The 18,122-nt window shown below is 63.1% G+C and carries 18 protein-coding genes and 2 pseudogenes; 9 read left to right on the forward strand and 11 right to left on the reverse strand.

Annotated features, from left to right (window positions below; translation table 11 throughout):
• Window positions 1-153: 153 nt before the first annotated feature.
• Together grxD and P9254_RS01945 are read left to right on the forward strand one after the other, a co-directional pair.
• Entirely contained in the window at window positions 154-489 is a 336-nt protein-coding gene (gene grxD / locus P9254_RS01940; protein ID WP_066995148.1) for a Grx4 family monothiol glutaredoxin, read from the forward strand.
• Between the two features lie 147 nt (window positions 490-636).
• A complete protein-coding gene (locus P9254_RS01945; protein WP_082954039.1) occupies window positions 637-1,881 on the forward strand; it encodes a multidrug effflux MFS transporter in 1,245 nt (414 codons plus the stop codon).
• A 23-nt stretch (window positions 1,882-1,904) separates the two neighbouring features.
• Here the strand turns inward: P9254_RS01945 and P9254_RS01950 are convergent, their stop codons facing one another.
• The 8 genes from P9254_RS01950 to P9254_RS01985 all read right to left on the reverse strand — a co-directional run bounded on the left by P9254_RS01950 (window position 1,905) and on the right by P9254_RS01985 (window position 8,002).
• Entirely contained in the window at window positions 1,905-2,315 is a 411-nt protein-coding gene (locus P9254_RS01950; RefSeq protein ID WP_127241473.1) for a hypothetical protein, read from the reverse strand.
• Window positions 2,316-2,393: 78 nt separating this feature from the next.
• The gene (locus tag P9254_RS01955) at window positions 2,394-3,221 is read right to left on the reverse strand and encodes an inositol monophosphatase family protein (protein ID WP_278053999.1); all 828 of its coding nucleotides are present in this window, start codon (window positions 3,219-3,221) and stop codon (window positions 2,394-2,396) included.
• Window positions 3,211-4,107 carry a tRNA 2-thiocytidine(32) synthetase TtcA gene (ttcA, locus tag P9254_RS01960; RefSeq protein ID WP_442920290.1) on the reverse strand — a complete coding sequence of 299 codons (897 nt, stop codon included), beginning with the start codon at window positions 4,105-4,107 and terminating at the stop codon, window positions 3,211-3,213. Before ttcA ends, P9254_RS01955 begins: the two co-directional genes overlap by 11 nt.
• A gap of 187 nt (window positions 4,108-4,294) precedes the next feature.
• Entirely contained in the window at window positions 4,295-4,912 is a 618-nt protein-coding gene (gene rpsD / locus P9254_RS01965; RefSeq protein ID WP_066995136.1) for a 30S ribosomal protein S4, read from the reverse strand.
• Window positions 4,913-5,319: 407 nt separating this feature from the next.
• On the reverse strand, window positions 5,320-5,502 hold the full coding sequence (locus P9254_RS01970) for a DUF3008 family protein (RefSeq protein WP_066995133.1): 183 nt from the start codon (window positions 5,500-5,502) through the stop codon (window positions 5,320-5,322).
• 59 nt (window positions 5,503-5,561) lie between these two features.
• Entirely contained in the window at window positions 5,562-6,362 is an 801-nt protein-coding gene (murI, locus tag P9254_RS01975) for a glutamate racemase (RefSeq protein WP_067328310.1), read from the reverse strand.
• A gap of 106 nt (window positions 6,363-6,468) precedes the next feature.
• Window positions 6,469-7,083 (reverse strand): DUF805 domain-containing protein, encoded by a 615-nt coding sequence (locus P9254_RS01980; protein ID WP_176477641.1) that lies wholly within the window; start codon window positions 7,081-7,083, stop codon window positions 6,469-6,471.
• 79 nt (window positions 7,084-7,162) lie between these two features.
• Complete coding sequence (locus P9254_RS01985; RefSeq protein WP_278053996.1) at window positions 7,163-8,002, reverse strand: RNA methyltransferase; 840 nt, start codon at window positions 8,000-8,002, stop codon at window positions 7,163-7,165.
• A gap of 203 nt (window positions 8,003-8,205) precedes the next feature.
• On the opposite strand from P9254_RS01985, the gene P9254_RS01990 reads away from it, so the two are divergent.
• The 4 genes and pseudogenes from P9254_RS01990 (at window position 8,206) to P9254_RS02005 (ending at window position 10,968) form a co-directional block, all read left to right on the forward strand.
• Window positions 8,206-9,417: an NADP-dependent isocitrate dehydrogenase gene (locus tag P9254_RS01990; protein ID WP_095800849.1), complete on the forward strand. Its 1,212-nt coding sequence runs from the start codon at window positions 8,206-8,208 to the stop codon at window positions 9,415-9,417.
• Between the two features lie 3 nt (window positions 9,418-9,420).
• Window positions 9,421-10,158: a hypothetical protein gene (locus tag P9254_RS01995; protein ID WP_278053993.1), complete on the forward strand. Its 738-nt coding sequence runs from the start codon at window positions 9,421-9,423 to the stop codon at window positions 10,156-10,158.
• A gap of 1 nt (window position 10,159) precedes the next feature.
• Window positions 10,160-10,279, forward strand: a pseudogene (locus P9254_RS28960) (glutathione S-transferase N-terminal domain-containing protein); the annotation flags it as partial.
• A 115-nt stretch (window positions 10,280-10,394) separates the two neighbouring features.
• Window positions 10,395-10,968: pseudogene (locus tag P9254_RS02005) on the forward strand (demethoxyubiquinone hydroxylase family protein).
• A gap of 10 nt (window positions 10,969-10,978) precedes the next feature.
• Here P9254_RS02005 and alaS read toward each other — a convergent pair.
• Together alaS and recA are read right to left on the reverse strand one after the other, a co-directional pair.
• Window positions 10,979-13,648 (reverse strand): alanine--tRNA ligase, encoded by a 2,670-nt coding sequence (alaS, locus tag P9254_RS02010; protein WP_278053991.1) that lies wholly within the window; start codon window positions 13,646-13,648, stop codon window positions 10,979-10,981.
• 269 nt (window positions 13,649-13,917) lie between these two features.
• Complete coding sequence (gene recA / locus P9254_RS02015) at window positions 13,918-15,018, reverse strand: recombinase RecA (RefSeq protein WP_067328293.1); 1,101 nt, start codon at window positions 15,016-15,018, stop codon at window positions 13,918-13,920.
• Window positions 15,019-15,298: 280 nt separating this feature from the next.
• On the opposite strand from recA, the gene P9254_RS02020 reads away from it, so the two are divergent.
• Window positions 15,299-16,237 carry a carbohydrate kinase family protein gene (locus P9254_RS02020; protein ID WP_278053990.1) on the forward strand — a complete coding sequence of 313 codons (939 nt, stop codon included), beginning with the start codon at window positions 15,299-15,301 and terminating at the stop codon, window positions 16,235-16,237.
• A 49-nt stretch (window positions 16,238-16,286) separates the two neighbouring features.
• Window positions 16,287-17,204: a pseudouridine-5'-phosphate glycosidase gene (locus tag P9254_RS02025; RefSeq protein ID WP_127240416.1), complete on the forward strand. Its 918-nt coding sequence runs from the start codon at window positions 16,287-16,289 to the stop codon at window positions 17,202-17,204.
• A 3-nt stretch (window positions 17,205-17,207) separates the two neighbouring features.
• Here the strand turns inward: P9254_RS02025 and P9254_RS02030 are convergent, their stop codons facing one another.
• The gene (locus P9254_RS02030; protein ID WP_066995104.1) at window positions 17,208-17,531 is read right to left on the reverse strand and encodes a TfoX/Sxy family protein; all 324 of its coding nucleotides are present in this window, start codon (window positions 17,529-17,531) and stop codon (window positions 17,208-17,210) included.
• A gap of 89 nt (window positions 17,532-17,620) precedes the next feature.
• On the opposite strand from P9254_RS02030, the gene P9254_RS02035 reads away from it, so the two are divergent.
• Complete coding sequence (locus P9254_RS02035) at window positions 17,621-18,118, forward strand: GFA family protein (protein WP_278053988.1); 498 nt, start codon at window positions 17,621-17,623, stop codon at window positions 18,116-18,118.
• Window positions 18,119-18,122: the final 4 nt, after the last annotated feature.

The raw sequence follows: 18,122 nt of genomic DNA on the forward strand, positions 1-18,122 counted from the left end.
AGAGTTCCGGCTGGCGGATTTGGCCCAATGGCGGACCAAAGCTTTGCGCCATTTCGGGTGCGTCGCGGCTAACGTCTTGTTTCAGCCAACCTATAGGTTTATTTGATGGACATGCTTCGAGCCTGACCCCCACAGGCGTGAAAGGATTCCCCCATGAGCGGCATCAACGACTACATCGACAGCGAAGTGAAGAGCAACGACGTCGTGCTCTTCATGAAGGGCACCCCCGGCTTCCCGCAGTGCGGGTTCTCCGGCCAGGTGGTGCAGATCCTCGACTATGTCGGGGTCGACTACAAAGGCGTGAACGTGCTGACCTCGGCCGAGCTGCGCCAGGGCATCAAGGACTATTCCAACTGGCCGACCATTCCGCAGCTCTACGTCAAGGGCGAGTTCGTCGGCGGTTGCGACATCGTGCGCGAGATGTTCCAGGCCGGCGAGCTGCAGGATTTCCTGGTCGAAAAAGGCGTCAGCGTCAAAGGCGCCGCCTGATTTGAGCTCGCGCTGGCCGGCCCAGCCGGCTGCGCGATGACATTCGGGGCCGCCCCACCTCGGCACTTTGGCTTTCGAACTCGAGAACGAGACGAATTGATGCGCCGGTCGACCGGCGCGTGTTCGTTTGATTGATCGGATTTTGCCGTGGACAATCAGGCACTAGCGCAGCAGTCGGCAAAAAGCTTGCCCATTCCGCGCTGGGAATTCATTGCGCTCTGCGCGGCGCTGATGGCGCTCAATTCGCTCGCCATCGACATCATGCTGCCGGCACTGCAGCAGATCGGCGCCTCGCTCGGCGTCGAGAATGAAAACCACCGCCAGTATGTGATCACAGCCTACATTCTTGGCTTCGGCACCGGTCAGCTCTTCTTCGGTCCGGTTTCCGATCGTTTCGGCCGCCGTGCGCCGCTGGTCGCCGGCCTGATCATCTATGTGGCGGCGGTAGCGGCCGCTGCTGTTGCTCCGACCTTTGCCACCCTGCTCGCCTGCCGTGTCGTGCAAGGCATCGGCGCGGCGGCCACCCGCGTCATCGCTGTCTCCATCGTGCGCGACACCTTCGAGGGCCGCCGCATGGCCGAGGTCATGTCTCTGATCTTCATGGTGTTCATGGCGATACCGGTCGTCGCGCCCGGCATCGGCCAGTTCATCATGCTTTTCGCCACCTGGCACTGGATCTTCGTCACCATGGCCGTCGGCGCGCTCATCGTGTCGGCATGGTCGCTGTTGCGCTTGCCGGAGACGCTGCATCCGGAATACCGGCGGCCCTTAACCGTCAACGCCGTCGTCGGCGGCTTCCGCATCGTGCTCACCAACCGCATCGCGCTTTGCTATGCCTTTGCCAGCACCTTCATCTTCGGCGCCATGTTCGGCTTCATCAATTCCGCGCAGCAGATCTATCTCGAAGTCTTCCATGTCGGCGAGCTGTTTCCGCTGATCTTCGCCGGCGTCGCGGGCGTGCTCGCCTTCTCGAACTTCCTCAACGCGCGGCTCGTCGGCAAGGTCGGCATGCGGCGCCTGTCGCAGAGCGCGCTGCTGCTCTTCCTCGCCATCAGCCTGGTCTGGCTCGTCGTCTCGCTCGAGATCGAGATGCCGCTCTGGCTGTTCATCGCCTTCTTTGCCGGCGCGATGGTTCCATTTGGCTGTCTCGGCGCGAATTTCAACGCGCTTGCGATGGAGCCGCTCGGCGAGCTTGCCGGCACGGCGTCCTCCATCCTCGGCTTCATGCAGACCTTTCTCGGCGGCCTGCTCGGAACGCTGATAGGCCAGGCCTATAACGGCACGGTCACGCCATTGGCCGCCGGCTTCTGCAGCGTTTCCCTCGCCGCCCTGCTGATGATCCTGATCGCCGAGCGCGGAAGGCTGTTCCAGCCCCACAATCCGCCGGTGTGAGACCCTCGCCTACGGCCACCCGCTCAGGATTTTCGTTCAAGCGCAACCGTGAAGCGGGGCGAAAGTATGCGCCCTGCGATCGCCTCGCCCATGCTCTCGGTAAAGGGTAACGGCAGGGCCTTATCGAGAGCCTCGAGGACTGAGGCAACGAAGGCTCTGTTCAATGCATCGTTCGATCCGAGTACGGAGAAGGTCGCGCGCGGCTTGCCAATGAGCGTTCCGTCTCGGCGGAGCGAGAACCGCAGGGTCAAGGACAGGCCGGCAGTTCCGCGGGGCGGCCGCCAGCAGGCGTAAATGGCAGCCGACATTTCCGCTATGGAGTTTACGGGATCGCGACTGCCGCAGGCGCGCTCCCGTGCCGCTGCTTCGTCAGCACCGGTGATCGTCACGGCGAGGGCGAGAGCCAGAGCGACCATCGCGGACCGGGTGCTCATTCACATCTCCGGATTTGCGTGAGGGTGTAGATCGACACCTTCCAGCCGACGGGCTGGCCCTCGTCAGCGCAATCGATCCTATTCCGCCCAGAGCTCGCGCCGCAGTTCGTTCCAGCTATCCTTGTCTGGCGCAACCAACAACCCGCCGTCGACATGCGACGGCAGATAGGCATCGCCGTCGATCCGCGCCGCATAACCACCGGCCTCCTGATGGATCAGCACGCCGGCCAGATGGTCCCACGGCATCAGCTTGTTGTAGACGACGAAATGCGCATGGCCGCTCGCCAGCAGCCGGTATTCGTGCGCGGCGCAACGATAGCCGAACTGCGACAGCGCCTTTGTGTGGTTGCGAGCGAGCCGCGAGCGCTCCGGTTCCTTCAGATACTGCCACGAGATCGCGCCGGTCATCTCGGAGATCGGCACCGGCTCGGCGACCCGCACCCTCTCCAGCGTGCCATGTGCGTGGCGGATATGGCTGCCCGCCCCCCTGGCGCCGATCAGCCAGTCCTTCCCGATCGGGTCGTGGATGATGCCGGCAACCGTCTCGCCGTTGACCACGACGCCGAGCATGACGCCGAACAGCGGCACGCCGGAGGCGAAGTTGAAGGTGCCGTCGACCGGATCGATGACGAAGGCCAGCGCGGCATCGCCGAGCCCTTTGAGCAAGGCCGGATTGTCGGAGCAGGTCTCCTCGCCGACGATCATCGCTGTAGGGTAACGCTCGCGCAGCCTGGCAGTGATCAGCCTTTCGGCGTTGACGTCCGCCTCCGTAACCAGATCGGCGGCGGACGTCTTCTGGCGAATATCGCCCTCGCCCAACCGGCGAAAGCGCGGCATGATTTCGGCCCTGGCTGCGTCAGCTAGAAGCTCGGCCAGCCAGTCGATCGCTTGCATGTCAAACGTCATCGGAAATGTCTTTTCCCATGGTAAGGCGCGCATCGAGCGCGGCGAAGTCGAACAGTTTTCGGTCGAGCAGATGCGAGGGCCGCACATTGGTCATCGCGCGGATCATCGTGTCCTTGCGGCCAGGCATGCGCTTCTCGATATCGTCGAGCATCGCCTTCATGGCGTTGCGCTGCAGCCCTTCCTGGCTGCCGCAGAGATCGCACGGGATGATCGGGAATTTCATTGCAGTGGCAAATTTCTCGAGATCGGCCTCGGCGCAATAGGCGAGCGGGCGCAGAACCATGACGTCGCCCTCGTCATTAAGAAGCTTCGGCGGCATGGCGGCGAGACGCCCGCCATGGAAGAGGTTCATGAAGAAGGTTTCGAGGATGTCCTCACGGTGGTGGCCTAGCACCAGCGCGGTGCAACCCTCCTCACGCGCGATGCGATAGAGATGGCCGCGCCTCAGCCGCGAGCAGAGCGAGCAATAGGTGCTGCCTTCGGGCAGCTTGTCGGTGACCACCGAATAGGTGTCCTGGTATTCGATGCGATGCGCAATGCCGTTGGCGCCGAGATAGTCCGGCAGGATGTGCTTCGGGAAATTCGGCTGACCTTGGTCGAGATTGCAGGCAAGCAGCTCGACCGGCAGCAGCCCGCGCCATTTGAGATCGAGCAGCAAGGCAAGCAGGCCATAAGAATCCTTGCCGCCGGAGAGCGCCACCAGCCAGCGCTCGCCGGGTTTCACCATGGCGAAGTCTTCGATCGCCTGGCGTGTGAGCCGCAGCAGCCGCTTGCGCAGCTTGTTGAACTCGACCGAGGATGGCACGTCGCGGAACAGCGGATGGAATCCGCCGTCCGGCTCGTCGGCGATCGGCTCAAGCGATTTGACGTTTGGCAGCATATTCATGGCGCAGGTGCCCACGGTTCTGTTGCCGCTTCGCTTAGAGCATTTTGCAGCCAAGTGGAATCACTAGCCGTCGCGGAATTGCGGCTAAAAAAATGACCAGGGTGGAATTGCCGCCCTGGCCGACGCGACAAACAAAGAAAAGGCCGCCTCGAGGGCGGCCTTGGATGGGTGTCGCCGATTGGTCGGATCAGCGCGAATAGAATTCGACGACCAGGTTCGGTTCCATCTGGACGGCGAACGGAACATCCGCCAGGCCGGGAACGCGGTTGTAGGTCGCGGTCATCTTGTTGTGGTCGGCCTCGATATAGTCCGGCACGTCACGCTCGGCCAAGCCTACCGATTCCAGCACGATGACGAGCTGCTTCGACTTCTCGCGCACCTCGATGACGTCGCCCGGCTTGCAGCGGTACGAACCGATATTGGTGCGCTTGCCGTTGACGTTGACGTGGCCGTGGTTGACGAACTGGCGGGCCGCGAAGATGGTCGGCACGAACTTGGCGCGATAGACGATCGCGTCGAGACGCGACTCGAGCAGGCCGATCAGGTTCTCGGAGGTGTCGCCCTTGCGGCGGTTGGCTTCCTCATAGACCTTGCGGAACTGCTTTTCCGAAACGTCGCCATAGTGGCCCTTGAGCTTCTGCTTGGCGCGCAGCTGCAGGCCGAAGTCGGAAAGCTTGCCCTTGCGGCGCTGGCCATGCTGTCCGGGGCCGTATTCGCGCTTGTTGACCGGGGACTTCGGACGGCCCCAGATATTTTCGCCGAGACGGCGGTCGATCTTGTATTTCGCGGATTCGCGCTTGCTCATCGCATTCCCTTTCAAAACGATATGACCCGGGGCCCCATGGCTCCGGGTGAAGGAAACGCGCCCTCCTCTGGCCTCCGTTTTCGAGGCCTGACAGGGTTTTCCCACGCAACGCGACGGAAAACCCACGGGACACGTCAGTTCGAACAAGACCGCCGACAGACTGGCTTCCGGCGAGGTCTTGCCCATGCAAAAGAAACCACCGGACGTCGCCGCCCGGTGTTGGTGGCCCTGTTAAACAGAGATTTAACCGGTGTCAAGCTCGTGATCGGCGACGCACCGGCTCCACTATTCTGCCGTCAGAAAGCCGCAGCCCCGCGAAGGCACTGGCATGGCCGCAAGCAGATCCGCCACGTCATGGCATGCCGCGGTTTCCTATCCAGGCACCAACTTGAGAGCCAGGCAGGAGTTCATGACTTCTTGCTAGGCAGTCCCTTGCGTTTGGTCTCGGCGAACTCCTCGAGTTGCTTCTCGCTCATGGACTCGTACATCTCGCGCGAAGCACCCTTAAGCTCGGTTTTCTTGGTCTCGCCGCGCTTGGCCGAAAGGGCTGCGCCGGCTGCCTTCTGTTGGGCTTGCGATTTGGCTGGCATGCGATTTCTCCCTGTGCGGTAGTGGGAAGAGAAACGCTGCGGCGCTATCGCAGTTCCAGCTAGCGCGAGGTCAGCCCAAAGCCCTGGATGAGCCTGCGCGTGGCGAAATCCACCTTACCAGAGGTGAAGAGGGCGATATCGGGCTCGGTCTCGCCCGACGGTTCGCCGATAGGCTGCAGCAGCGACATGGCGCGCCGGGCAATGGCTTCCGCCGGATCGATCCAGTCGACCGGCCACGGAGCGGTCTTGCGCATGCGGTTGGCCAGGAACGGATAATGCGTGCAGGCGAGCACGACGATGTCGGTGCGCTGCCCGTCGTGCTCGATGAAGCAGGGCGCGATCTCGGCGCGCACGGCTTCCTCGTCGACAAAACCTTCGCGCATATAAATCTCGGCCAATGCGGCAAGCCTGTCGCTGCCGACGAGCCGGACATGGCATTTCTGCGCCCATTTGCTGATCAGGTCACGCGTGTACTGACGCTTAACCGTGCCCGGGGTCGCCAGCACCGAAACCAGGCCGGACCGCGTGCGCTCGGCCGCCGGCTTGATCGCGGGCACCGTTCCGACAAACAGATGACCGGGAAATTTTTCCCGCAGCGCATCGATCACCAGGGTCGAGGCGGTGTTGCAGGCGATCACTGAGATCGCCGGCTGCAGACGGTCGAGCAATTTGCCGAACAGGGCGAGTATGTGCTCCTTGAGCGCCGGCTCTTCCCATGCGCCGTAAGGAAAAGCCGCGTCGTCGGCGACATAGACGAAGCGCCGATCCGGCATCAGGACGCGCGCCTCGCGCAGCACCGTCAGTCCGCCGACACCGGAATCGAACATCAGGATCGGACGCTGGTTTGATCGATCGTTCATTGTCATCCGACTACAGGAAGAAGCTGACCCGAGATTTGGCCAACCGCGCTTCTATCCTGAACGATCATGGTCTTGAAGTGGCAGATGCCAGCAGCTTTTGCGCAACTCAGAGCCCCCGCTTGCCGAAGCCGGCGGGTCGCGCCCGGCCAAACGGCTGCGGCGCCGGCGCCGGCGCCGGACGCGCGGGTTGCGCAGCAGTCCGTGGCGCAGCTGGAGCGACGCTCGCTGTCGCCCTCGCGGGGCGCGCCTCCGCCGGCAACGAGCCTTCAAAGTCGAAAGCCTCGGTCAGCTCATCGATGTTGCTGCCGGCCACAGGCTTTGCCCACAGGATCGTGCACCAGAGGCCGAATATGGCAAGGCCGAGCAGGTTCAGGCCACCGGGCGCGCTCTCAGGATTGCCAAAATCGATAACCAGAAGCGTGCCCGCCTGCAGCAAGCCATAGATGCCGGAAAAGACGATATAGGACCAGAGGATCCAGCCTGAACCATCGGCATCGCGGCTGCGGCGCCATGCGATGTTGCCGCGCAGCGCGACGAAGACGAGCGACACAACGAGCGCGGCGCCGGCCAGGCTTTGCCGCGACGGACCCGGCATCGAATTGATCAATCCCGCGAAGCCGGTCGTTGCGGCAATGCAGAGCACGATCGCTACCGCTTCCGCTATGAACAAACCTAGCGAATAGAAGAAGAAATGCAGACGGCCAATATTGGACGTAAACATCTGCTGCCCCATCGTTTCGAGAACGATGAGCCAAACCGCATAATATTCGGTTACCTTGAAGGTTCGGAGCTTACGGATTTTAACTTTCTTTGTCCGTTGTTCGTTTGCGCGTAGCCGGCGCCCGCCTGGGATCATCCCCCGGTGAGCCGTCGCCGCGCGGCATTGCCGGCGAGAACCTGTCGAGCGACGAGATGATGCCGCGCAGCACCTTCAACTCGGGCTCAGCGAATCCCGCCCGCGTCAGCACGGCGCGCAGATTGTCGACCATCGTAGGCCTCTTCTCTTCCGGGCGGAAATAGCCGCGCGCCTCGAGAGCGCCTTCGAGATAGGTGAACAGGCTGTGCAGCTGTTCCTTGGTCGCCGGAACGAGCTCCGGTCCGGCGAAGTTGGTCGCGGTCTCTTCGGCAAGGCCGGATTTCATCCATTCATAGGACATCAAAAGCACGGCCTGTGCGATGTTGAGCGAGGAGAAGCCGGGATCGACGGGAAAGGTGACGATCTCGTCAGCCAGACCAACCTCTTCATTGTAGAGGCCAAAACGTTCACGGCCGAACAGAATTCCGGTGCGCAGCCCCGCCTGCTCGCGGGCCCGGAGCGCCCTGCCCGCATCCACCGGACCGCGCACCGGCTTGAAGCCGTCACGCTCGCGGGCGGTGGTGGCGAAGACGAAGTTGAGGTCGGCCACTGCCGAGGCAAGGTCGTCGAACACCGTTGTCGCATCGATGACGTGGTCGGCGCGGCTGGCGGCGGCGCGCGCCTTCTCGCTCGGCCAGCCGTCGCGCGGATTGACCAGGCGCAGCTCAGAAAGGCCGAAATTCGCCATGGCGCGCGCGACCATGCCGATATTCTCGCCGAGTTGCGGCTCGACAAGGATGATCGCCGGTCCGGCGGTCTTGGCGGTGTCGTTTGCGGCTGGCATGGCTCTCCGTACATGAGGTTTGCGGCGTTTCGGCGTCCCCTGCCACATCCGGGCCTGAAAATGAAGCATTCACAAGCGCGACACCGGTCTGCGATCGGCTGATCGCGGTTTGCGCGCTCAAAAAGGCTTTGATATACGCTGCCCAACCTCGGCCGAAGCCACGGGCAAGGCCGTTCAGATCCCCAGCAACGAGGCATTTTTCCATGGCGAAGATCAAGGTGGCGAACCCGGTCGTCGAGCTCGACGGCGACGAGATGACCCGCATCATCTGGCAGTTCATCAAGGACAAGCTGATCCACCCCTATCTCGACATCAAGCTGGACTATTTCGATCTAGGGATCGAGAACCGGGACGCCACCAATGACCAGGTGACCGTCGACTCGGCCAACGCCATCAAGAAATACGGCGTCGGCGTGAAATGCGCGACGATCACGCCCGACGAGCAGCGCGTCGAGGAATTCAAGCTGAAGAAAATGTGGAAGTCGCCCAACGGCACCATCCGCAACATCCTCGGCGGCACCATCTTTCGCGAGCCGATCATCATGAAGAACGTGCCGCGCCTGGTGCCCGGCTGGACCAAGCCGATCGTCGTCGGCCGTCACGCCTTCGGCGACCAATACCGCGCCACCGACTTCCGCTTCCCGGGCAAGGGGAAGCTGACAATCAAATTCGTCGGCGAGGACGGCCAGGTGATCGAGCATGACGTCTTCGATGCGCCGGGCGCCGGCGTCGCCATGGCCATGTACAATCTCGACGAGTCGATCCGCGAATTCGCTCGCGCCTCGCTGAACTATGGCCTGCTGCGCAACTTCCCGGTCTATCTCTCGACCAAGAATACCATTCTCAAAGCCTATGACGGGCGCTTCAAGGACATCTTCCAGGAAGTCTACGAGAAGGAATTCGAGGCCGAGTTCAAGGCGAGAAAACTCTGGTACGAGCACCGCCTGATCGACGACATGGTCGCCTCCAGCCTGAAATGGTCGGGCGGCTATGTCTGGGCCTGCAAGAATTATGACGGCGACGTGCAATCCGACACGGTGGCGCAGGGCTTCGGCTCGCTCGGCCTGATGACCTCGGTGCTGATGACGCCGGACGGCAAGACCGTGGAAGCGGAAGCCGCCCACGGCACCGTCACCCGCCACTACCGCCAGCATCAGAAGGGCGAGGAAACCTCGACCAACTCGATCGCCTCGATCTTCGCCTGGACGCGTGGCTTGGCCCACCGCGCCAAGCTCGACGGCAATGCCGAGCTCAAGCGCTTTGCCGAGACGCTGGAAAAGGTCTGCATCCAGACCGTCGAGGGCGGCTTCATGACCAAGGACCTGTCGCTGCTGATCGGCCCCGACCAGCCCTGGCTGTCGACCACCGGCTTTCTCGACAAGATCGACGAGAACCTGCAGAAGGCGATGGGGTAAGAAGTGCCGAGCCTTGTTGCCAGCGAAAGGGTCCGCCTTTGCGCTGGCAACAATGCCGACCTCTGCCAGGCTATTTTCAAGGTGCACGGGCTAAGCGGCCGGAGGAGCCGCTCCGTCTGGTCCAGCGATGAGCAAGCACCTCCTTACTACCCCAATGCCGCCACTTTGGATGCCGATGCCGTACCGATCCAACTTGCAGAAATAGCCAGACTGACATCTGTTCTTGCCACCAGCTTTTCGGTCAAGGATTGCTTCTGCCGTCTGGATCTCCGACCGCTCGGGTTCAGCCAACTCTTCGAAGCAAGCTGGATCTGGATGGACCTAAGGCGTCCAACGACGACCCCCTCCGGTTGGGAACGTGTTGGGGACGCAGCCAGCTTGGAGATGTGGGAACTTGCCTGGACGGATGGCGCAGGTTCCTCCAGCGGCCGTGTCTTTCCGACCGCAGTTCTGGCCGACCCTGCCATCGCCATCCTTGGCCGACGGACGGCCGACGGCTTCACCGCCGGCTGCATAGCCAATAGATCCGAGCTCGTGATCGGGTTGTCAAATGTCTTTGCCACGGATGGCAATTCGACCTATCGAGATGCTGTGCAAGCCGCAGCCAATACGTTTGCTGAAAGTCGCGCGCTGGTCGGGTATGAACGCGGCGGCGGGCTGGATGACGCACTGGACTGCGGCTTTCAGACCACCGGCACGCTGCGCGTCTGGATACGGGACAGCCAAGCCAAAGAGGAATGAAGTGGCAAAGCCTCTTCTCTACGGCGCCCACTACAGCGTCTATGTCCGCATCGCGCGAATGGCGCTCAATCAAAAGGGCGTCGACTACGAGCTCGTCCCTCTCGACATCTTCACGGCCGAAAGGGCGTCAATTATCGGCTATTTCCTCAAGGTCGCCGAAGGGCGAAAGCTGCTTGCCCGCTTTCCAGACTTGCAGGACCGGTGGGATCGCATCGTCAGGCGGGCAAGCTTCTCCAATGCATGAGCTTTCCGGTCGCGAAGCGCTGACCACAGCCAGGATAGTCCGGGTCAACCACGCAGGCGAGTTTGGAGCGATCAGGATCTATTCAGCGCAAATCTTTGTCGCCCGGCACGCGATTGCGTGCCGTCTTTGTCGGAGATGCTTGGACACGAGCGCCAGCATTGCGCCGCCTTCCGTGCCGCCATGCCAATGCGAAACTCGCGTCCATGTCGCGTCATGCAGTTCTGGAGCTGGGGCGGCTGGCTGTTGGGCTTTCTCACCGCCCTGCTCGGCCCACAAGGCATCTGGGCATGCACCGCCGCTGTCGAAGCGACCGTGCACCGCCATCTTGACGACCAGCTCTACTATCTAGCCGGGCGCGATCCCGGACTGCACGCCATCATCCTGTCGATCCGCGAGGAAGAGCTGGCCCTCTGCGTCACGCCGAGGAGCATCTGCTGGCACCAGGCCCGCTGCTTCTCCTCCTGCGCGCGGCGATCGCCGTCGCCACGGATTGCCTCATCTGGCTGTCCACCTGGGGCGACTCTGTCAGAATGGCGCGCGCCCTGAAAGCGGCAAAGCCTTCCTGACACAGGAACACTAAGCGGCTTCGAGCGCCGCCTTTACCGCCGCGATGGCGTCGTCCGCCTTGGAGGCGTCGGGGCCGCCGGCTTGCGCCATATCGGGACGCCCGCCGCCGCCCTGCCCGCCAAGCGCGGCGGACGCAACACGGACGAGATCGACAGCGCTGAAGCGGCCGGTCAAGTCGTCGGTGACGCCGACCACCACGCTCGCCTTGTTGTCCTCGCCGGCGCCGATAAAGACGACCACGCCGGAGCCCAGCGTCTTCTTGCCGGCATCCGCAAGCGGCTTCAGGTCCTTCGGCGCGACACCGCTGACCGCTTTGCCGAGGAAGCCGACACCCGCAACCGTCTCGTTGGTGGCCGGAGCATCGGCAACGGCCGCGCCGCCGCCAAGGGCCAGTTTCTTGCGCGCCTCGGCGAGCTCTTTCTCGAGTTTCTTGCGCTCCTCGAGCAAAGTCTCGACACGCGCAGGAACGTCGGCCGGCGAGATCCTCAAGGTCGCCGCGGCTGCCTTCAGGCGCTTGTCCTGCTCGTCGAGATGCTTGCGCGCCGCCTCGCCGGTCAGCGCCTCGATGCGGCGCACGCCGGCGGCGACCGCGCTGTCCGACAGGATGCGCACAAGGCCGATATCGCCGGTCGACCTGACATGCGTGCCGCCGCAGAGCTCGACCGAATAGGGACGGTTGGCCTTGGCGCCGTGCAGGCCGGTGCCCATCGAAACGACGCGCACCTCGTCGCCGTATTTCTCGCCGAACAGCGCCATCGCGCCCTCGGCAATAGCATCGTCCACCGACATCAGCCGCGTCGTCACCGGACTGTTCTGCACGACGATCTCGTTGGCCATGCGCTCGACATCCTCGAGCTCCTCGGCCGAGATCGGCTTGTTGTGCGAAATGTCGAAGCGGAGGCGATCAGGCGCGACCAGCGAACCCTTCTGAGCGACATGGGTGCCCAGCACCTCACGCAGCGCCTCGTGGATGAGATGCGTCGCGGAGTGATTGGCGCGCAGCTTCGAACGGCGCGCGTGATCGACCTTTAGCTCCACGGCAGCGCCGGTCTTGATCGTACCGCGCGTCACCTTGCCCAAATGCACGAAAAGCCCGTCGGCCTTCTTTTGCGTGTCGGTGACCTCGATCGAGAAGCCGTCGCCGGAAATCATGCCGGTATCGCCCATCTGGCCACCGGATTCGCCATAGAATGGCGTCTGGTTGACGACGACGGCAACCGCGTCGCCCTGCCCGGCGCTGTCGACGATCTTGCCATCCTTGACCAGGGCCTGGATCAGGCCTTCCGCCTCTTCCGTCTCGTAACCGAGGAAATCGGTGGCGCCGGTCTGCTCGCGCACCGGGAACCAGACCGTCTCGGTCGCCGCTTCGCCCGACCCCGCCCAGTGCGCGCGCGCTTCCGCCTTCTGCCGCTCCATCGCAGCGGTGAAGCCGGCAAGATCGACCGAGATGTCGCGTTGGCGCAGCGCATCCTGCGTCAGGTCGAGCGGGAAGCCATAGGTGTCGTAGAGCTTGAAGGCCGTCTCGCCATCCAGCATGGCGCCGGCGTGCAGCTGTTCCGTCGCCTCCGAAAGCAGGCCGAGACCGCGGACCAGCGTCTTGCGGAAGCGCGTCTCCTCGAGCTTCAGCGTCTCGGTGATCAGCGCTTCGCCACGCACCAGTTCCGGATAGGCCTGGCCCATCTCGCGTACCAGCGCCGGCACCAGCTTCCACATCAGCGGCTCCTTGGCGCCGAGCAGTTGCGCATGGCGCATGGCACGACGCATGATGCGACGCAGCACATAGCCGCGGCCTTCATTGGAGGGCAGCACGCCGTCGGCCACCAGGAAGGATGACGAGCGCAAATGATCCGCGATCACGCGGAAGGATGCTGCGTTCTCCTGGTTGTGACCGTGCCCGAGCGCTGAGCATGCCGCATCGATCAAATGCCGGAACAGGTCGGTCTCAAAGACGCTCTCCACTCCCTGAAGGATCGAAGCCATGCGCTCCAGGCCCATGCCGGTGTCGATCGACGGGCGCGGCAGGTCGATGCGCTCGTCTTTCGTCACCTGCTCATATTGCATGAACACCAGGTTCCAGAATTCGAGGAACCGGTCGCCGTCCTCCTCCGGGCTGCCGGGCGGACCGCCCCAGATATGCTCGCCGCGATCGATGAATATCTCCGAGCACGGACCGCAGGGACCGGTGTCGCCCATCGCCCAGAAATTGTCAGAGGTCGGAATGCGGATGATGTGATCGTCTGAGAAGCCGGCGATCTTCTTCCAGTAGCCGGCCGCCTCGTCATCGGTGTGATAGACGGTGACCAGAAGCTTGTCCTTCGGCAGGCCGAATTCCTTGGTGATCAGGTTCCAGGCAAGCTCGATCGCGCGCTCCTTGAAATAATCGCCGAACGAGAAATTGCCGAGCATCTCGAAAAAGGTGAGATGGCGCGCGGTGTAGCCGACATTGTCGAGATCGTTGTGCTTGCCGCCGGCGCGCACGCTCTTCTGCGCGGTCGCGGCGCGCGAATAGGACCGCTTCTCCAGGCCGGTGAACACGTTCTTGAATTGCACCATGCCGGCGTTGGTGAACATCAGCGTCGGATCGTTGCGCGGCACCAGCGGGCTGGAGGCGACGATCTCATGGCCCTCCTTGCGGAAGTAGTCGAGGAATGTCGACCGGATCTCGTTCACGCCACTCATGGATACTGCCTTTTCGCGAAAACCGCCGGCCAGGCCGGCGGCAAATGGGCTTTCGTGTGTCAGAAGATAGATTGGCCTTTTAGCCGTAGCTCTTGACCCTGTCCAGAAACACGGAACCAACGCCAATCCTCCGGCCGGGCGGCCTGTGCCCTCGCCCCCCAAACGCAAACCGCCGGCACGAAGGCCGGCGGTTCGAACGCAGTACTAGGGAACTCGATTACATCAGCTTTAGATAATGGATCCGGATTATGGCCGAACTCCGGCAGTGCCTACATCGCGCCAGCCTCGTCCTCGAAGCTGTCGTCACCACCGCCTTCGGAGCCGCCGTTCTCGAGGAATTTTTCGGCGATCAGCCCGGCATTCTGCCTCAGCGCCAGCTCGATCTCGCGCGCCGTGTCCGGATTGTCGCGCAGGAAAAGCTTGGCGTTCTCACGGCCCTGACCGAGACGCTGCGAATTGTAGGAGAACCAGGCGCCCGACTTCTCGACCACGCCGGCCTTGACCCCGAGATCGACGAGCTCGCCGGTCTTCGACACGCCCTCGCCATACATGATGTCGAACTCGACCACCTTGAAGGGCGGAGCCAGCTTGTTCTTCACCACCTTGACGCGGGTCTGGTTGCCGACCACTTCGTCGCGATCCTTGACCGAGCCGATGCGGCGGATGTCGAGGCGCACCGAGGCGTAGAATTTCAGCGCGTTGCCGCCGGTCGTGGTTTCCGGCGAGCCGAACATGACGCCGATCTTCATACGGATCTGGTTGATGAAGATGACCATGGTGTTGGAGCGCGAGATTGACGCGGTCAGCTTGCGCAGCGCCTGGCTCATCAAGCGGGCCTGCAGGCCGGGCAGCGCGTCGCCCATCTCGCCCTCGATTTCGGCGCGCGGCGTCAGCGCCGCCACCGAATCGACCACCAGAACGTCGATTGCGCCGGAGCGCACCAGCGTGTCGCAGATCTCCAGCGCCTGCTCACCCGTGTCGGGCTGCGAGATCAGGAGGTTTTCGAGGTCCACGCCGAGCTTGCGGGCATAGACCGGATCGAGCGCGTGCTCGGCATCGACGAAGGCGCAGATACCGCCCTTCTTCTGGGCTTCCGCAACCGTGTGCAGCGCCAGCGTCGTCTTGCCCGAGCTTTCCGGCCCGTAGATTTCGATGATGCGGCCGCGCGGCAGCCCGCCAACGCCGAGCGCGATGTCCAGCCCCAGCGATCCCGTCGGCACGGTTTCGATCTCGACCACCTGCTCATTGGCGCCGAGCCGCATGATCGAGCCCTTGCCGAAAGCGCGCTCGATTTGCGACAGCGCCGCATCCAGAGCCTTTGATTTGTCCACTGCCTTATCCTCTACAAGCCGCAAACTATTCTGAGCCATGATACATCACCCCTTGGTCGTCAATGAAGGCCGGACAATCCGTGATCCCTGCCAGTTTGTACCTTTTTTGTTCTCATCTGGCAAGAGGCAGCAAATGACTGGAAAACAAACAATATCTGGATTTGTTCTATTTTTGTCTCACTAGAGATGGCGTGAACCAGTGCTGCTGATCCAAGCGAGATCTCGTTATCTGGGCGGCCCGAATCGCGACCCGATTGCGGGGCGATGCGCGGAAACCTAGTGTGCGCACGCAAACAATCAACGAGGTCACCTCCGCGGCATGCCGACATCCCCAAACATCCTGGCGCTGGGCGGCGCCCATATCGACCGGCGCGGCCAGGTCTCGGGCCCTTACGTGCCCGCCGCATCCAATCCCGGCATCATGCGCGAGGATGTCGGCGGCGGCGTCTTCAACGCGCTGCGCAGCATTGTGAAGCGCGGCGTCTCGGCCTCGCTGCTTTCGGTGCGCGGCGGCGATGCGGCGGGTGAGACCGTCGCATCGGCGATCGACGAGGCCGGCATCGCCGACCTTTCGGCGGTGTTCCTCGACCGCACGACGCCGAGCTACACTGCGCTGATCGACAGCGAGGGGGAGTTGATCGTCGGCTTTGCCGATATGGGCCTTTACGACCTCGCCTTCCCCAAGCAGATCCGCCGCGCCAAGGCGCGCGAGGCGATCGCCGAGGCAGACGCGATCCTCTGCGACGCGAACCTGCCAACGGCGGCCCTCGAGCGTCTGGTTGCGCAAGCCGGCGACAGGCCGATTTTCGCCATCGCCATCTCGCCGGCCAAGGTGGTGCGGCTGGCGCCGCTGCTCGGCAATCTTTCGCTGCTGTTCATGAACCGCCGAGAGGCGGCGGCGCTGGCTGGTGCGGATATTTCCGGCCGCGATCTTGTCGGGGAACTCAGGCGGCTGAGCTTGACGGCAGGCGTGATCACGGCCGGCAGTGCTCCGGTGCTCGGCTTCGACCAATCGGGCGTCTTCGCCATCGACCCGCCCTCCCCGCGACGAGTTGCCGACGTAACCGGCGCCGGCGACGCCCTGACCGGAGCAACGGTTGCCGCGCTGCTGCGCGGGCTGCCTTTGCGGAGGGCACTGCGCGAAGGTGTTGCCGCGGCGATGCTCGCCATCGAGAGCGCTGAGGCGGTACCGTCTTTCACCGCCGGCAGTTTTGGCCAGGCGCTTGCCCTTGTGCCCGAGGCACGGGTGGTGGCATAGGGCCACAAACTATCTTGCCGGAGTGTTTTCTCCGGAGTGGAGAACGGACATGACGCCCGAAACCGCCCGCCCCTTCATCGACATTCATCCGCCAGTGGCGGAGGCGCTTGCCGCCGGGCGGCCTGTGGTGGCGCTGGAAAGCACCATCATTACCCACGGTATGCCATACCCCGACAATGGCGCGATGGCCGCCAAGGTCGAGCAGATCATCGCCGAGAGCGGCGCCGTGCCGGCGACGATCGCCGTGGTCGATGGACGCATCAAGATTGGCCTTTCCGATGGCGAGCGCGAATCGCTTGCCATGACCGGCGACGCCATGAAGCTGTCGCGTGCCGATATCGGCTTTGCCGTCGCCCAAAAGCGCACCGGCGGCACCACCGTGGCCGCCACCATGATCGCCGCGCACATGGCCGGCATAAAGGTCTTCGCCACCGGCGGCATCGGCGGCGTCCACAAGGGCGCCGAAAAGAGTTTTGACATCTCGGCCGACCTCGACGAGCTGGCGCGCACGCCGGTCGTCGTCGTCTCGGCCGGCGCCAAGGCGATCCTCGACATCGAAAAGACGCTGGAAGTGCTGGAGACGCGCGGCGTGCCAGTCATCGGCCATGGCTGCGAGACCATGCCGGCCTTCTGGTCCAGGCAATCGCCCTTCCGCGCGCCGCTGACGTTGCATGCGCCTGAAGATATCGCGCATTTCTATCATATCCGGCAGGCGCTCGGCCTCGGCGGCGGCATACTGGTCGCCAATCCGGTGCCGCAGAACGACGAGATCCCGGCAGCCGAGATGGACGGCTACATCCAGGCCGCGCAAAAGGCGGCCGAAGCGCAGAACATCACCGGCAAAGCCGTGACGCCGTTCCTCCTGTCGTGGATTTTGGAGCTCACCGGCGGCCGCAGCCTCAAGACCAACATCGCGCTGGTCGAAAACAATGCGCGGCTGGCGGCGGAGATCGCGAAGGCGCTGTAAGCCTTATCTGCCCGCGCGCCGCCCCGCTTCATAAGCGCGCCGCGCCCAGACCGCCATTTCGTCGGGATCGTCGAAGGCGCTGTCGGGAACGCTCCAATAGGGCATCGCCACCTCCTTGCCGTGCCGCGAGCCGGTATAGGTCCATTGGCTACAGCCGGCGGCCTCGAATTCGGGGATCGTCTCCTCGTCGGCCTTCAGCATCAGTTCGCCGCGCACGACCACCGCGACGATGACGCCGTCGCAATAGATTCCCTTGCCGCCGAACAGTTTTCGGATGCTGATCGGCCCCAGGCTCTCGAACAATTCTTCGAGGCGGTCATTGTCCATGCCGCAATCATCTCATCCGGCATGGGCCTTGTCATCGCAGCAACCAACAGCATGCTGACAGGTTGAGACATGAAATGGAGTTTCGCGCCATGCCTGTCCTGCTCAAAGGCTCCTGCCGCTGCGGCGCCGTCCGCTTCGAGGTGGAAAGTCACACGCCCGTGCCGTTCATGCTCTGCTACTGCTCGATCTGCCGCAAGCAGCAGGGCGGCGGCGGTTTTGCCATCAATCTCGGCGCCGACAACGAAACGCTCAAGGTCACCGGCAAGCCCAATCTCGGCGTCTACCGCGCTGAGATCGAGGACGACGAGCATCCGCACTGCGAGGTCTCGACCGGCGAGCGCAATTTCTGCAAGACATGCGGCGCCGCGCTCTGGCTCTACGACCCGACTTGGCCGGACCTCGTCCATCCCTTCGCCTCGGCGATCGACAGCGACCTGCCGAAGCCGCCGGAAAAGGTGCACCTGATGCTGAAATACAAGGCGAGCTGGGTCGAGCCGGCGATCGGCGAGAACGACAAGGTGTTCGAGTTCTATCCCGAAGAATCGATCGCCGACTGGCACAAGCGCACCGGCTTGTGGATGGACTAAGCCT

This window comes from Mesorhizobium sp. WSM4983, from assembly GCF_029625765.1.
Lineage (GTDB): Bacteria > Pseudomonadota > Alphaproteobacteria > Rhizobiales > Rhizobiaceae > Mesorhizobium.

What these genes read in the sequence shown, in the direction of transcription:
- grxD (WP_066995148.1), top strand. Translation starts at nt 154, where the DNA reads ATGAGCGGCATCAACGACTACATCGACAGCGAAGTGAAGAGCAACGAC.
- P9254_RS01950 (WP_127241473.1), bottom strand. Translation starts at nt 2,315, where the DNA reads ATGAGCACCCGGTCCGCGATGGTCGCTCTGGCTCTCGCCCTCGCCGTG.
- P9254_RS01955 (WP_278053999.1), bottom strand. Translation starts at nt 3,221, where the DNA reads ATGACGTTTGACATGCAAGCGATCGACTGGCTGGCCGAGCTTCTAGCT.
- ttcA (WP_442920290.1), bottom strand. Translation starts at nt 4,107, where the DNA reads ATGAATATGCTGCCAAACGTCAAATCGCTTGAGCCGATCGCCGACGAG.
- rpsD (WP_066995136.1), bottom strand. Translation starts at nt 4,912, where the DNA reads ATGAGCAAGCGCGAATCCGCGAAATACAAGATCGACCGCCGTCTCGGC.
- P9254_RS01970 (WP_066995133.1), bottom strand. Translation starts at nt 5,502, where the DNA reads ATGCCAGCCAAATCGCAAGCCCAACAGAAGGCAGCCGGCGCAGCCCTT.
- murI (WP_067328310.1), bottom strand. Translation starts at nt 6,362, where the DNA reads ATGAACGATCGATCAAACCAGCGTCCGATCCTGATGTTCGATTCCGGT.
- P9254_RS01980 (WP_176477641.1), bottom strand. Translation starts at nt 7,083, where the DNA reads ATGTTTACGTCCAATATTGGCCGTCTGCATTTCTTCTTCTATTCGCTA.
- P9254_RS01985 (WP_278053996.1), bottom strand. Translation starts at nt 8,002, where the DNA reads ATGCCAGCCGCAAACGACACCGCCAAGACCGCCGGACCGGCGATCATC.
- P9254_RS01990 (WP_095800849.1), top strand. Translation starts at nt 8,206, where the DNA reads ATGGCGAAGATCAAGGTGGCGAACCCGGTCGTCGAGCTCGACGGCGAC.
- alaS (WP_278053991.1), bottom strand. Translation starts at nt 13,648, where the DNA reads ATGAGTGGCGTGAACGAGATCCGGTCGACATTCCTCGACTACTTCCGC.
- recA (WP_067328293.1), bottom strand. Translation starts at nt 15,018, where the DNA reads ATGGCTCAGAATAGTTTGCGGCTTGTAGAGGATAAGGCAGTGGACAAA.
- P9254_RS02020 (WP_278053990.1), top strand. Translation starts at nt 15,299, where the DNA reads ATGCCGACATCCCCAAACATCCTGGCGCTGGGCGGCGCCCATATCGAC.
- P9254_RS02025 (WP_127240416.1), top strand. Translation starts at nt 16,287, where the DNA reads ATGACGCCCGAAACCGCCCGCCCCTTCATCGACATTCATCCGCCAGTG.
- P9254_RS02030 (WP_066995104.1), bottom strand. Translation starts at nt 17,531, where the DNA reads ATGGACAATGACCGCCTCGAAGAATTGTTCGAGAGCCTGGGGCCGATC.
- P9254_RS02035 (WP_278053988.1), top strand. Translation starts at nt 17,621, where the DNA reads ATGCCTGTCCTGCTCAAAGGCTCCTGCCGCTGCGGCGCCGTCCGCTTC.